Source organism: Nocardioides candidus (assembly GCF_041321175.1).
GTDB lineage: Bacteria > Actinomycetota > Actinomycetes > Propionibacteriales > Nocardioidaceae > Nocardioides.
The window spans coordinates 882031-896496 of the sequence record NZ_JBGGWC010000001.1; the positions used below are offsets into that span (position 1 = coordinate 882031).

A 14466-nucleotide genomic window follows, 5' to 3' on the forward strand; every position below is an offset into this window, starting at 1 on the left:
CTCAGTCCCCAGCCTCACCTTTCTCAGAACTAACGAAGGACAGCAGCCATCGTGCTCGACGTGAACTTCTTCGACCAGCTTCAGATCGGCCTGGCCACTGCGGAGGACATCCGCACGTGGAGCCACGGCGAGGTCAAGAAGCCGGAGACCATCAACTACCGCACGCTCAAGCCCGAGCGTGACGGCCTCTTCTGCGAGAAGATCTTCGGTCCCACCCGGGACTGGGAGTGCTACTGCGGCAAGTACAAGCGCGTGCGCTTCAAGGGCATCATCTGCGAGCGCTGCGGCGTCGAGGTGACCCGCTCCAAGGTGCGCCGCGAGCGCATGGGCCACATCGAGCTCGCCGCTCCCGTGACCCACATCTGGTACTTCAAGGGTGTTCCGAGCCGCCTCGGCTACCTGCTCGACCTGGCGCCGAAGGACCTCGAGAAGGTCATCTACTTCGCCGCCTACATGATCACCGCCGTCGACGAGGACGCCCGCCACCGCGACCTGTCCTCGCTCGAGGCCAAGGTCGGTCAGCAGCGCAAGATGCTCACCGACCGCCTCGACGGCGCGATCAACGACCGTGCGAAGAAGCTCGAGGAGGACCTCGCGGCTCTGGAGGCCGAGGGTGCCAAGGCCGACCAGAAGCGCAAGGTCAAGGACGGCGCGGAGCGCGAGATGGCGCAGGCGCGCAAGCGCTCCGAGGCCGAGATCGCCCGCCTCGACGAGGTCTGGGACACGTTCAAGAGCCTCAAGGTGCAGGACCTCATGGGTGACGAGGTCCTCTACCGCGAGATGAAGAACTGGTTCGGCAAGTACTTCGAGGGCCACATGGGCGCCACGGCGATCCAGAAGCGCCTCGAGAGCTTCGACATCGAGGCCGAGGTCGAGTCCCTGCGCGAGACCATCGCCACGGGCAAGGGCCAGCGCAAGGTCCGCGCCCTCAAGCGCCTCAAGGTGGTCGACGCGTTCCGGAAGACGGGCAACAAGCCGCAGGGCATGGTGCTCGACGCCGTACCGGTCATCCCGCCGGACCTGCGCCCGATGGTGCAGCTCGACGGTGGCCGCTTCGCGACCTCCGACCTCAACGACCTCTACCGCCGCGTGATCAACCGCAACAACCGGCTCAAGCGCCTGCTCGACCTCGGTGCGCCGGAGATCATCGTCAACAACGAGAAGCGGATGCTCCAGGAGGCCGTCGACTCGCTGTTCGACAACGGTCGCCGCGGGCGTCCGGTCACCGGCCCGGGCAACCGGCCGCTGAAGTCGCTGTCCGACATGCTCAAGGGCAAGCAGGGGCGTTTCCGCCAGAACCTGCTCGGCAAGCGCGTGGACTACTCCGGCCGTTCGGTCATCGTCTCCGGTCCGCAGCTGAAGCTGCACCAGTGCGGTCTGCCCAAGCAGATGGCGCTCGAGCTCTTCAAGCCGTTCGTGATGAAGCGCCTCGTCGACCTGTCGCACGCGCAGAACATCAAGTCGGCCAAGCGCATGGTCGAGCGCGCGCGCCCGGTCGTGTGGGACGTCCTCGAAGAGGTCATCACCGAGCACCCCGTGCTGCTCAACCGTGCGCCCACGCTGCACCGCCTCGGCATCCAGGCCTTCGAGCCCCAGCTGATCGAGGGCAAGGCCATCCAGATCCACCCGCTCGTCTGCACCGCCTTCAACGCGGACTTCGACGGCGACCAGATGGCGGTGCACCTGCCGCTGTCGGCCGAGGCGCAGGCCGAGGCGCGGATCCTGATGCTCTCGACCAACAACATCCTCAAGCCGTCCGACGGCCGGCCGGTCACCATGCCGACCCAGGACATGATCATCGGTCTCTACTTCCTGACGACCGACCGTGAGGGTGCCATCGGCGAGGGCCGCATGTTCGCCTCGCCCGCCGAGGCGATCATGGCGTTCGACCGTCGCGAGATCACCCTCCAGAGCAAGGTCAAGATCCGGTTCACCGACGCCGTCGTCGAGGGCGTCGAGCCGGGCGAGCCGACCACGCTCGAGACCACGCTGGGCCGGGCGCTCTTCAACGACACCCTCCCGGCCGACTACCCCTTCGTGAACTACGAGGTGGGCAAGAAGCAGCTCGGCGCGATCGTCAACGACCTCGCCGAGCGTTACGGCAAGGTCGAGGTCGCGGCGTCGCTGGACGCGCTCAAGGACACCGGTTTCCACTGGGCGACCCGCTCCGGTGTGACCGTGTCGATCGCCGACGTCACCACGCCGCCCAACAAGGCCGAGCTGCTGAAGGGCTTCGAGGACAAGGCCGCGAAGATCCAGACCCAGTTCGAGCGTGGTCTGATCACCGACGACGAGCGCCGCCAGGAGCTCATCGAGATCTGGACCGAGGCCGGCAAGCAGGTCGGTGACGCGATGGAGAAGGCCTTCGACAAGAAGAACCCGATCTTCATGCAGGTCACCTCCGGCGCCTCCGGTAACTTCAACCAGATCCGCCAGGTCGGTGCCATGCGTGGTCTGGTGGCCAACCCGAAGGGCGAGATCATCCCGCGGCCGATCAAGGCCAACTTCCGCGAGGGTCTCTCCGTGCTCGAGTACTTCATCTCGACCCACGGTGCCCGCAAGGGTCTGGCCGACACCGCGCTGCGGACCGCCGACTCCGGCTACCTGACGCGTCGTCTCGTCGACGTGTCGCAGGACGTCATCATCCGTGAGGACGACTGCGGCACCGAGCGTGGCCTCCCGAAGGTCATCGGCGTGCGCGGCGAGGACGGCGTGGTCGTCAAGGACGAGAACGCCGAGACCGCGGCCTACGCCCGCACCTCGGCCGTCGACGTGGTCCACCCGACGTCGGGCGAGGTCCTCGCCTCCGCCGGCGACGACCTCGGCGACGTCAAGATCGCCGAGCTCATCGAGGCGGGCATCGAGTCGGTCGTCGTACGGTCCGTGCTGACCTGCGACGCTCGCACCGGCACCTGCGCGAAGTGCTACGGCCGCTCGCTGGCCACCGGCAAGCTCGTCGACATCGGTGAGGCGGTCGGCATCATCGCCGCCCAGTCGATCGGTGAGCCCGGCACGCAGCTGACGATGCGTACCTTCCACACCGGTGGTGTGGCGTCGGCCGACGACATCACGCAGGGTCTGCCCCGTGTGGTCGAGCTCTTCGAGGCCCGCACGCCCAAGGGTGTCTCGCCGATCTCCGAGGCCGCCGGCCGTGCGCAGATCGAGGAGACCGACAAGGCCCGCAAGGTCCTCGTCACCCCCGACGACGGCAGCGACGTCATCGAGTACGTCGTCTCGCGACGCTCGCGTCTGCTGGTGGCCGACGGCGACCACATCGAGGTCGGCCAGATGCTCACGCAGGGCACCCCGGACCCGAAGGAGGTGCTGCGCATCCTCGGCGTCCGCCGGACCCAGCAGCACCTCGTCGACGAGGTCCAGGAGGTCTACCGGAGCCAGGGCGTGTCGATCCACGACAAGCACATCGAGATCATCGTGCGGCAGATGCTGCGCCGGATCACGGTGCTCGAGTCGGGTGAGACCAACCTGCTGCCCTCCGACCTCGTCGACCGCGTGAAGTTCGAGGAGGAGAACCGTCGCGTCGTCTCCGAGGGCGGCAAGCCGGCCTCGGGTCGTCCCGAGCTCATGGGCATCACGAAGGCCTCGCTGGCCACGGAGTCGTGGCTCTCGGCGGCCTCCTTCCAGGAGACCACCCGGGTGCTCACCGACGCCGCGATCAACGCTCGATCGGACTCACTGCGTGGTCTGAAGGAGAACGTGATCATCGGCAAGCTGATCCCCGCCGGCACCGGTCTGGAGCGCTACCGCGCGATCCGGGTCGAGCCGACCGAGGAGGCCCGCCAGGCGGCCTACGCCGTCACCGGCTACGAGTCCTACGACTACGAGTTCGGTGCGGGTGGCCAGGCCGTCGCCCTGGACGACTTCGACTTTGGTTCGTACCAGAACTGAGCGATAGCGAAGTTCTGGTGTAACGAACCAGGTCGAGGAGACGAAGGGCCTTCCGAGCTTGCTCGGGAGGCCCTTCGGCGTCTCGAGACCCGGTGACGTACCCACCAGCGGTGGGGACGGTAGGTGACGACGGTTACGGGGTCTCGTGACGGTCGCTGCGCGACCTCCTCGACCAGCGGGGGCTGCGGGACCTCCTCGACCGGCGGGGATGCGGGACCTCCTCGACCAGCGGGGGCTGCGCACCGGCGGTGGGGCGGTGGGTGAGGACAGTTGCGGGGTCTCGCGACGGTCGCTAGCGCGACCTCCTCGACCAGCGGGGGATGCGGGACCTCCCGACCAGCGGGGGTGCGCGATCTCCTCGACCAGTGGGGGGTGCGCACCGGCGGTGGGGGCGGTGGGTGAGGACGGTTGCGGGGTCTCGTGACGGTCGCTGCGCGACCTCCTCGACCAGCGGGGGGATGCGGGACCTCCTCGACCAGCGGGGGCTGTGGTCTTCGGGTTTTCTCAGGTCCGCGGAGCAACCGCTGCCCGGTGCCGGACGTCCCTCAAGCATGAAGAAGATCGCATCCACCCTTGCTGGGATCACCCTGCTCGGCGGGCTCGTCGGGATCTCCGTCGGGCCGGCCGACGCCGTACGGACGGCTGCTGAGTGCACCAGTCACGATGTCGCGGTGCGGTACCGGCACACCGATGACGGGGCCGGGCATCGCTACGGCCGGATCGTGATGACGAACGTGTCGGACCACGCCTGTCGCAGCGGCGGGTTCGGGGGCCTGTCGTACGTCGGCTTCGGTGACGGCACCCAGGTCGGTGCGGCCGCGGACCGACGCGGCGGGGCGAGCTCGTTCACCCTGCTGCCGGGCGAGCACGCCGCCAGCCGGGTCGACGAGACCCGCGCCGCGAACTACCCGCGACACCGCTGCTCACCGCACGCGGTCGACGGGTTCCGCGTCTACGTCCCGAACGAGACCGCGTCGCTCTACGTGCCCCACCGCACCACCGGCTGCCTCGACAGCGACATCCACCTCCTCACCCACCGGGCCTTCAGGAAGCGGTGATCTGCGGCGGAGGGGGTACTGCCTCGGCGTCCACTGCCCCAAGAAAGAGGAGAGTGACCATGTCCACCGACCGCAGCGACGAGGAGTCGCAGGAGAGAGTCAAGGTCGAGGGAGACGAGGTGCACGCCCCGGAGGGCAAGTTCCCGGCGGACGCCAAGGGCTTCGACGGCACACCTGTCGAGCAGATCCTGAAGGAGCGCGACGAGCGGCTCGACCCGGACAACCGGCCGGAGAACACCGAGGTCAGCAACGCCGGCCGCGAGTTCAACGTCGCGAAGGGCATGTTCACCGACGAGCCCGGCTTCGACGAGGCCGAGGAGCAGTTCACCGCCGAGGACCCGTGATCCGCAGGGACTTCAGGGTCCGACCCTGATGCGGTGACACGTCGGGGTGGTCATGCTTTCGACATGACCACCGCGACCCCGGAGCTCCTCCAGGCCCTCATCCGCAATGCTTGCGTCAACGACGGCACACCCGACTCGGGTGGAGAGTCCCGCAACGTCGACGCGATCGCCGCCGTGGTCGACGGGCCGGGGATCGACGTCGAGCGCTACGAGCCGGTGCCCGGACGATCGAGCCTGGTGGCGCGCATCGAGGGCACCGACCCTGACGCGCCCTCCCTCCTCCTCATGGGCCACACCGACGTCGTGCCGGCGAACGCCGACGGCTGGCGGCACGACCCCTTCGGCGGCGAGCTGATCGACGGCGAGGTCTGGGGCCGGGGAGCGATCGACATGCTCAACCACACCTCGTCGATGGCCGTGGCGGTCCGTGACCTCGCGGACAGCGGCTTCCGGCCACGCGGGTCGTTGATCTACCTGGCCGTGGCGGACGAGGAGGGTGGCGGGACGTACGGTGCCGAGTGGCTCCTCGAGCACCAGCGCGAGTCGGTCGCCGCCGACTACGTGATCACCGAGACCGGTGGCATGGCGTTGCCCGTGCCGGGAGCCACGGAGACGTTGCTGCCGGTCATGGTCGGTGAGAAGGGGTTCGGCTGGGTGACCCTGGTGGTCACCGGGACGCCGGGACACGGGTCCATGCCACTGCGCACGGACAACGCGCTGGTCAAGGCGGCAGAGGTCGTCCAGCGGCTGGCCGCCATCCAGAGCAGACCCAGGATCGAGGGGGAGTGGCGCGACTTCATCGAGGCGTGCCGCCTGCCGGACGAGGTGGCAACGCTCTTCCTCGACGCCGACGCACTGACGGCGTACTGCGCGAGCGACGACGCCGATCTCGGCCTGGCCCGGCTGATCCACGCAGCCACCACCACGACGATCGCGCCCACGATGGTGAGCGGCGGGGTCAAGAGCAACGTGATCGCCGATCGCGTCGAGGTGCAGCTGGACATCCGGACGCTGCCTGGCGTGACGACCGACGACGTGGTTGCGATCATCGCCGCCGCCGTCGGCGAGGAGCTGATGGCTTCGGTGGAGGTCAGGTTCGGGCTCCTGCACGAGGCCTCGGTGTCCCCGGCCGCCACGCCGTTGTGGGACACGCTGGCGTCGGTGAGCTCGGCGCTCCTGCCCGGCGCACGGCCAGTGCCCTTCCTGCTCGTGGGGATCACCGATGCACGCTTCTTCCGCGACGCCGGCTCGATGGCCTACGGCTACGGCCTCTTCAGTGACCGCATCTCCTTCCGGGACTTCGCGGCGATGTTCCATGGCAACGACGAGCGGATCGATGTCGAGTCGCTCGACCTCAGCACCCGGCTCTGGTCGAACGTCGCCCGCGACTTCCTCGGTTGAGCGGGCCGACCGGGCCCGACCTGCATAGGCTCCGACCGTGGACGAGGCGCTCGAGCGGCGGGCCGAGCTGGCCGCCGTCGTCGAGGCGTACGGCGACGCGCGGCGCGGGCTCGGCAGCCTGCTCCTCGTCCGGGGGCCCGCGGGCATCGGGAAGTCGACCTTGCTGGACCTTGCCGCGGGCCGAGCCGACGGGCTGCGGGTGCTGCGCGCGCGGGCCGACGAGCTGGAGCGGGAGCTTCCGTTCGGGGTGGCGCGGCAGCTGTTCGAGCGGCTCCTCGCGGCCGAGCCGGAGCTGCGCGCACGAGTCCTCGTGGATGCGGCGCAGCTGGCCGGCGACGTCCTGGCGCCGGGCTCGGGCAGCGCGGCGATGTCCCCTGCCGAGGCGACGCACGCCCTGACCTGGCTCACGGCCAACCTCGCGGCCCAACGGCCGTTGGCCCTGGTCGTCGACGACGTGCACTGGGTGGACGACGCGTCCGCACGCTGGCTGCACCATCTCGCCGGCCGGCTCGACGAGCAGCCCGTCGTGCTGGTGCTGGCGGTGCGCGACGGGGTCGCGGGCGCTGCGGACGTGGGTGCGCTCGCCGACGGTGCGCGGGCCGTCGAGCTCGGCCTCGCGCCGCTCACCGCGGACGGGGTGGCGGCCGTCGTACGCTCCGCTCGCGGGGCGGACGTCGACGACCGGGTCTGCGTGGCGTGCGCGGAGCTGACCGAGGGCAACCCGTTCCTCGTGCACGAGCTGTTGCGGAGCCTGCGCGACCTCGCCGCGATCACCGTCGAGGACGTCCGGGGTGCCCGCCCGGCCGCAGTCGCTCGGAGCGTCGGCAGGCGGCTCGGCCGCCTGACGCCGGCCGCGCAGCGGGTCGCCGAGACCTGCGCGGTGCTGGGTGACGGGGCGGAGCTTCGTCACGCCGCCGCACTCGCAGAGCTCGACGTCGCTACAGCGGCGAGCGCGGTCGACGAGCTGGTCGAGACCGGCATCCTCCGCGCGGGTGCGCCCCTCGGGTTCGTCCACCCGCTCGTGCGGTCCGCGACCTACCAGCGGCTCGGCGCCCAGACCGCCGCCCGGGCGCACGCCGTGGCGGCCCAGCTGCTTGCCGACGAGTCGGTCGACCCGCAGCAGGTCGCGAAGCACCTGCTCCTCGCGCCCCCGCTGAACGAGCCCTGGGTGGCCCGCCAGCTGCTCTCCGCCGGGAGCGCCGCGCTCACCGGCGGCGCCGCCACCGAAGCGCGGAGCCTGCTCGCCCGCGCCTTGGCCGAGCCGCCCCCGCCGGACCTGCGGTCGGCAGCCGAGCTCGCGCTCGGACTCGCGGAGTTCCGGCTCCTCGACGCCGCCGCGGCGCCCCGTCTGCAGCACGTCGTCGACTCCAGCGACGACCCGCGGCAGCAGGCGCAGGCGGCGAGCACCCTGGCCGTGCTCCGCACGATGCAGGGCGACCTGCCGGATGTCGAGGCGATCGAGCGGGTGGCCGACCGGCTCGGCCCCGGCGACCGCGAGCTCGCCCTCGACGTACGCGCCAATGCGGTCTCGGCCGGGCTCCTGCAGTACGCCGCGATGCCCGAGGCCGGCCGTCGCGTGGAGGAGCTGGCGGCGGGGCTGACGGGGGCCACGCCCGCGGAGAGGCGCCTGCTCGGTGCGCTCTCCTACCACCTGATCGTCGAGGGCGACACCAGCGCAGACCGCTGCGCCGACCTCGCTGTCAAGGCGTTGGGCGACGGCCGGCTCGTCGAGGAGTCAGGGGAGACGTCCGCGGCCTGGCAGACCGCGTTGGGGCTGCTCATCACGGGTCGGCACCGCCACGCGGACCTTGCGATCGAGGCGGGGCTGCGGCGCGCGACGGCGCACAGCTCGGAGACGACCTTCGCTGTCTGGTCGGTCGTCGGTTGCTACGGCGGATGGCTCGCCGGTCGGTTGGAGCAGGCGGAGGCACACGGGCGGGCGGCGCGACGGGTGGCCGAGGCCTCCGGCATGTGGCTCCCACGGCTGGCGACGGCGGCCTACCTGGGCCGCGTGCTGATCGATCGCGACGAGCTCGTCGACGCAGAGCGCCTTCTGACGGAGGTCGAGGACGAGAAGCACGCTGGCACGACGGTCTACGACACCGTCGCCTTCACGATGATGCTGCTCCGGGCGGAGCAGCGGCGCTGGGGCGACGTCGTCGACCTGGGCGAGGGGGTCGCCTCCCGTGTGGGAGGCGCCAGGAACCCTGGCATCCTCTGGCGGCTGCCGGCCGCGGTCGCGATGGCCCGACTCGGCGACAGGACCGGCGCCCGGGCGCTCCTCGAGGAGCAGCGGCGAGCCACGGAAAGGTGGGCCCTCCCGCGAGCTCGCGCACTGCTGTTCCACAGCGAGGGCCTGGTGCTGGGCGGTCGCGACGGGATCGCCCGCACCGAGGACGCCGTGCGCCTGTTGGAGGCGGCAGGGGAGCGGCTCGAGCTGGCACGAGCGCTGGTCACCCTCGGCGGGCTGCTGCGGTCCGACCGGCAGCGGACCGCCGCCCGAGAGGTCTTCGGACGGGCGCTCGACGTCGCGGACCGGTGCGGTGCCCTGCGGCTGGTCAGCATCGCGGAGGAGGAGATCCGCGCGTGTGGGGGCAGCGTCCGGCGTCGCCGCCTCACCGGAGTCGAGGCGCTCACGCCGAGCGAGCTCCGCGTGGCGCGGATGGCGGCCGACGGGATGACCAACACCCAGATCGCCCAAGCGCTCTTCGTGACGCGCAAGACCGTCGAGTCGCAGCTGTCCGCCACCTACCGCAAGCTCGGCGTGCCGTCTCGCGACGCCCTGACCGGCCTGCTTGCCGAGCGCGCACCCTGACCACTTGCATGCACAACTGCCGATAAGTACGCTCGCGGCGTGACAGGACGCGTGGCACCCCTGGCCGAGCCGTGGAGTGCCGAGGACGAGGCGGGGATCAGGCGCTGGGGGCACCCGGAGGCGACGTACGACCCGTTGCTGCTCACCCGCTGCCTGCAGCGGATCCCTGCCCTCGCTGACCGCACCCGTGCCCTCGGCGAGAGCCTGTACGTCGACGGGCGGCTCCCGGCGCGGCTGCGCACGATGGCGATCCTCCGCACCTGTGCGCAGGTCGGTTGTGCCTACGAGTGGGGCGGCCAGGCGGCGTTCTGGGGACCGCTGACCGGACTGAGCGGGGGCGAGTGCGACGCGCTCGTGCTGAGCGGTCCGGAGGACCCGCGCTGGACCACCGAGGAGGCGGCGCTGCTGCGGGCGGTCGACGAGCTCGAGGAGACCGGCTCGTTCGCGGAGGTCACGTGGGCGGAGCTCGGCGGGCTCCTCGACGACGAGCGGCGCATGGAGCTGCTGCTGGTGTGCGGGTGGTACCGCACGATCTGCACGCTCTGCAACGCGATGGCGCTGCCCGTCGAGGACTGGATGAGGGAGTGGCCCGCATGAGCGACCTGTTCTCGCTGGAGGGGCGGACCGCCGTCGTCACCGGCGGCTCGCGCGGCATCGGGCTGGCGATCGCGACGGCGTTCCTGGACGCCGGCGCTCGGGTCCTCGTGTGCGCGCGGCGCGAGGGCGAGCTCGCCGCGACCGTGGCAGAGCTCGGTGCGCACGGCGAGGTCGACGGCGTCCGCGCCGACCTGTCGACCGTGGCGGGCGTGGAGGACTTCGTCGGCGAGGTGACCGCGCGCGTCGACGCGCTCGACGTGCTCGTCAACAACGCCGGCGCGACCTGGGGGGCCGCGATCGAGTCCTTCCCGGAGGACGGGTGGGACAAGGTGATGGACCTGAACGTGAAGGCCCTCCACTACGTCACCGCCGGCCTGCTGCCGCTCCTGCGCGCCGCCGCGTCCGCCGAGCGCGCGGCCCGGGTCATCAACATCGGCTCGATCGACGGCCTGACGGCGCCGATGATGGACAACTACGCCTACTCCGCGAGCAAGGCGGCGCTGGCCCAGCTGACCCGGCACTACGCCCGGCGGCTGGCGCCCGAGCACATCCTGGTCAACACCATCGCGCCGGGCCTCTTCGCCAGCAAGATGTCGTCCTTCATCATCGACACCCCGGAGGTCGCGGCGCTCGCCATGGAGACGATCCCGGTGCGCCGGATCGGTCGCCCCGAGGAGATCGGCGGCACCGCCGTGTGGCTCGCCTCCCGCGCCGGTGGCTACACCACGGGTGCGACCATCGTGGTCGACGGTGGGAGCCTGGGCGCCGGGCGCGCCTGAGCGCGAGCCTGAGACAATGGGGCCGTGAGCCAGTCCGTCCCGATGCAGACCGACGTCCTGGTCGTCGGCGCCGGCCCCGCGGGTTCGGCCGCGGCGGCCTGGGCAGCACGCCTCGGCGCCGACGTCGTGCTCACCGACGCGGCGGTCTTCCCCCGCGACAAGACGTGCGGAGACGGCCTGACCCCCCGGGCGATCCACGAGCTCGAGCGGCTCGGCCTCACCGACTGGGTGCGCGCCCACACGGTCAACCAGGGCCTGCGAGCCCACGGCTTCGGGCAGACGCTGGAGCTGAAGTGGCCGGGAGGGCACCTGCCCGAGTGGGGGAGCGCGATCGCGCGCACCGAGCTCGACGACCACCTCCGCACCACCGCCATCAAGGCCGGTGCGACCTGCATCGACGGCGCGCGGGCGGTCGACGTACGTGTCGAGGGTGGCCGGGTGGCCGCCGTCGTCTTCGCTCGCGGTGGACGTGACGGCGAGCGGTTGGAGATCCGCTGCCAGCGCCTGGTGGTCGCCGACGGCGTACGGTCGCCGCTCGGCAAGCTGCTGGGCCGGGAGTGGCACCGCGACACCGTCTACGGCGTCGCCGGCCGGTCGTACGTCGCCTCGGGGATGACCGACGACCCGTGGATCAGCTCGCACCTGGAGCTGCGCGACGAGGCGGGCAAGGTGCTGTCCGGGTACGGCTGGATCTTCCCGCTCGGCACGGGCGAGGTGAACCTCGGCGCGGGCACCCTCGCGACCGCGAAGCGACCTGCCGACGTCGCGATCAAGCCCCTGATGCGGCTCTACGCCGACCAGCTCCGCGAGAGCTTCCAGCTCGAGGGCGACCTGCGGGCCGAGACCTCGGCGCTGCTGCCGATGGGCGGCGCGGTCTCCCACGTGGCCGGGCCCAACTGGGCGCTCATCGGCGACGCCGCCGCCTGCGTCAACCCGCTCAACGGCGAGGGCATCGACTACGGCCTCGAGACCGGCCGGCTGGTGGCCGAGCTGATGACCGAGCAGCCGCGCAGCGACCTCGGCGTGATCTGGCCGGCGGTGCTGCGGGGGCACTACGGGGAGTCGTTCTCGATCGCGCGGCGGCTCGCCGGACTGGTCACGGTGCCGCGGCTGCTGCCCGCGCTCGGGCCGGTGGGCATGCGCTCGGACCTGCTGATGACCCTCGCGCTGCGGTGGATGGGCAACCTGGTCACCGACGAGGACCGCGACCGCGCGGCCCGGGTGTGGCGGTGGGCCGGACGCCGGTCGCTGGCCCGCGACGCGCGCCCGCCCTTCGCCTGATGCTCCGGCGACGGCCCGGCCTCGGAGGCCCGTAGGGTGGGTGGACGAGGAGGAGACATGGGGCAGCGGGTGCAGCGGCTGGCGGCGTACGCCGTCATCGTCCGCGACGACCAGATCCTGCTGAGCCGTCTCTCCGAGCGGGTCACCAAGCACGAGCTGTGGACCCTGCCCGGCGGCGGCGTCGACCACGGCGAGGACCCGCGTGCGGCCGTGGTGCGCGAGATCCACGAGGAGACCGGGCTGCACGCCGAGGTCGGCGAGACCGCCCACGTCTTCTCCATGCACCTCGAGGACACCTGGCGCCGTGGTCGCCGGGTCGACGCGCACTCCGTGCGCATCGTGTACGACGGCTGGGTGCCGCCGGACTCCCCGGAGCCGCACGTCGTGGAGGTCGACGGCTCGACGGTCGAGGCTGCCTGGAAGCCGCTCGGCGCGGTCGTCGACGGGAAGGTGCCCACGGTCGGGCTGGTCGGCGAGGCGCTCGCCGTGCTGCTGCCGCACCGGCGCCAGCGGGTCGCGGCCTACGCCTACGTCGAGCGCGACGGGGCGCTGCTGCTGACCCGCAACTCCGCGCTCGGCCCGCACCCCGGCGTGTGGACGCTCCCCGGCGGCGGGGTCGACCACGGCGAGGCGCCGGCGGCGACCGTCCTGCGGGAGCTCCACGAGGAGTGCGGGCTCGACGGCACGCTGGGAGACCTGCTGACCGTCGACGACCACCACTTCACCGGCGTCGCACCCAACGGCCGGCGCGAGGACTTCCACGCCATCCGCATCGTCTACCGGGCGACGGTGCCCGTCGGTGTCGAGCCCCGGGTGGTCGAGGTCGACGGCACGACCGACGCCGTGGCGTGGGTGCCGCTCGCCGAGCTCGAGGAGGGCAGCGGGCGGGAGACCAGCAGCCTGGTCCAGGCTGCGATCGCGGTCGTCCACCCCTGACCCCGGCGCTAGGTTGGGCGACGTGACTGAGACCGTCTTCACCTATGCCGCGCCGGCCCTGAAGTTCGGCCGGGGCGCCTCGCGCGAGCTCGGCTACGACCTGACGACCTGGGGCGCACGACGGGTGCTCCTGGTGACCGATCCCGGCGTCGCCGCGGCCGGGCACCCGGCCGCCGTCGCGGAGGGCCTCGTGCAGCGCGGGCTCGACGTGACGACGTACGACCGGACGCACGTGGAGCCCACCGACGAGTCGCTGACGCACGCCGTGGAATTCGCCCGGGCGGAGGGACCCTTCGACGCGGTCGTCGCCGTGGGCGGCGGCTCGTCCATCGACACCGCGAAGGCGGTCGCCCTCCTGGTGACCAACCCGGGTGAGCTGATGGACTACATCAACGCGCCCGTCGGCAGGGCCCGGGCGCCGCAGCACCCGCTGCTGCCGCTCGTCGCCGTGCCGACGACGACCGGCACGGGCAGCGAGAGCACCACGATCTGCGTGATGGACGTGCTGTCGCTGAAGGTGAAGACCGGCATCAGCCACCCGGCACTGCGTCCGCGGCTCGCGGTGGTCGACCCCGACCTCACCGCGACCCAGCCCGCCGGTGTCACGGCAGCGGCCGGCATGGACATCCTCTGCCACGCCCTGGAGAGCTACACCGCGCGGTGGTACGGCGACTTCGACGCCAAGACGCCCGAGCAGCGGGTGCCCTACTGCGGCTCGAACCCGATCGCCGACCTGTGGTCCGAACGAGCGCTCGGGCTGCTCGCCGGAGCGTTCCGCTCCGCGGTCCGTGAGGGCGGCATGCCCCCCGACGTGGCGGAGCAGATGGCGATGGCGGCGACCTTCGCCGGGCTCGGCTTCGGCAACGCCGGCGTGCACATCCCGCACGCCAACGCCTACCCGATCGCCGGACGGGTGCGGGACTTCCGGCCGGCGGGCTACCCGGACGACGAGGCGATCGTTCCGCACGGGATGGCGGTGGCACTGACGGCGCCCGAAGCCTTCCGCTTCCTCTTCGACGCCGCTCCCGAACGCCACCTGCGCGCGGCGCGGCTGCTCGACCCGGCCGCCGAGGGCGACGGGGCCGACGTGCTGCCGCGCGTCCTCGCGGCTCTGATGCGGGACGTCGGCATCCCCAACGGTCTCGGGGAGGTCGGCTACGGCGAGGCCGACGTCGACGACCTCGTCGAGGGCGCCGTGAAGCAGCAGCGGCTGCTGGCGACCGCGCCGAAGCCGGTGACCGAGGACGACCTGGCCGGCATCATCCGGGGTTCGCTGGAGCACTGGTAGCCGGTCCGGCCCGATCAGGATCCGCCAGCGCTCCGGAGGCAACCTCGGCCCGGCTCGGGCG

The 14466-nt window shown here is 71.7% G+C and carries 10 protein-coding genes; all 10 read left to right on the forward strand.

Annotated features, from left to right (window positions below):
• Positions 1 to 51: 51 nt before the first annotated feature.
• The 10 genes from ACAX67_RS04365 (at position 52) to ACAX67_RS04410 (ending at position 14405) form a co-directional block, all read left to right on the forward strand.
• Positions 52 to 3906 (forward strand): DNA-directed RNA polymerase subunit beta', encoded by a 3855-nt coding sequence (locus tag ACAX67_RS04365; RefSeq protein ID WP_370702586.1) that lies wholly within the window; start codon positions 52 to 54, stop codon positions 3904 to 3906.
• Positions 3907 to 4457: 551 nt separating this feature from the next.
• On the forward strand, positions 4458 to 4964 hold the full coding sequence (locus ACAX67_RS04370) for a DUF4232 domain-containing protein (protein WP_370702587.1): 507 nt from the start codon (positions 4458 to 4460) through the stop codon (positions 4962 to 4964).
• A 59-nt stretch (positions 4965 to 5023) separates the two neighbouring features.
• Positions 5024 to 5308, forward strand: a complete 285-nt coding sequence (locus tag ACAX67_RS04375; protein ID WP_370702588.1) for a hypothetical protein — start codon at positions 5024 to 5026, stop codon at positions 5306 to 5308.
• Between the two features lie 63 nt (positions 5309 to 5371).
• Positions 5372 to 6709: a M20/M25/M40 family metallo-hydrolase gene (locus ACAX67_RS04380; protein WP_370702589.1), complete on the forward strand. Its 1338-nt coding sequence runs from the start codon at positions 5372 to 5374 to the stop codon at positions 6707 to 6709.
• A 37-nt stretch (positions 6710 to 6746) separates the two neighbouring features.
• A complete protein-coding gene (locus tag ACAX67_RS04385; protein ID WP_370702590.1) occupies positions 6747 to 9524 on the forward strand; it encodes a helix-turn-helix transcriptional regulator in 2778 nt (925 codons plus the stop codon).
• Positions 9525 to 9563: 39 nt separating this feature from the next.
• Positions 9564 to 10121 (forward strand): carboxymuconolactone decarboxylase family protein, encoded by a 558-nt coding sequence (locus tag ACAX67_RS04390; RefSeq protein ID WP_370702591.1) that lies wholly within the window; start codon positions 9564 to 9566, stop codon positions 10119 to 10121.
• Entirely contained in the window at positions 10118 to 10900 is a 783-nt protein-coding gene (locus ACAX67_RS04395) for an SDR family oxidoreductase (protein WP_370702592.1), read from the forward strand. The genes ACAX67_RS04390 and ACAX67_RS04395 overlap by 4 nt, the downstream gene beginning before the upstream one ends.
• Positions 10901 to 10924: 24 nt before the next feature.
• The gene (locus tag ACAX67_RS04400; RefSeq protein WP_370702593.1) at positions 10925 to 12181 is read left to right on the forward strand and encodes a geranylgeranyl reductase family protein; all 1257 of its coding nucleotides are present in this window, start codon (positions 10925 to 10927) and stop codon (positions 12179 to 12181) included.
• 57 nt (positions 12182 to 12238) lie between these two features.
• Positions 12239 to 13117, forward strand: coding sequence for an NUDIX hydrolase (locus ACAX67_RS04405; protein WP_370702594.1), 879 nt, complete (start codon positions 12239 to 12241; stop codon positions 13115 to 13117).
• Positions 13118 to 13139: 22 nt separating this feature from the next.
• Entirely contained in the window at positions 13140 to 14405 is a 1266-nt protein-coding gene (locus ACAX67_RS04410; RefSeq protein WP_370702595.1) for a hydroxyacid-oxoacid transhydrogenase, read from the forward strand.
• Positions 14406 to 14466 lie beyond the last annotated feature (61 nt).

Coding starts and splice junctions, on each gene's coding strand:
- ACAX67_RS04370 (WP_370702587.1), top strand. CDS start 4,458: ATGAAGAAGATCGCATCCACCCTTGCTGGGATCACCCTGCTCGGCGGG.
- ACAX67_RS04380 (WP_370702589.1), top strand. CDS start 5,372: ATGACCACCGCGACCCCGGAGCTCCTCCAGGCCCTCATCCGCAATGCT.
- ACAX67_RS04375 (WP_370702588.1), top strand. CDS start 5,024: ATGTCCACCGACCGCAGCGACGAGGAGTCGCAGGAGAGAGTCAAGGTC.
- ACAX67_RS04405 (WP_370702594.1), top strand. CDS start 12,239: ATGGGGCAGCGGGTGCAGCGGCTGGCGGCGTACGCCGTCATCGTCCGC.
- ACAX67_RS04395 (WP_370702592.1), top strand. CDS start 10,118: ATGAGCGACCTGTTCTCGCTGGAGGGGCGGACCGCCGTCGTCACCGGC.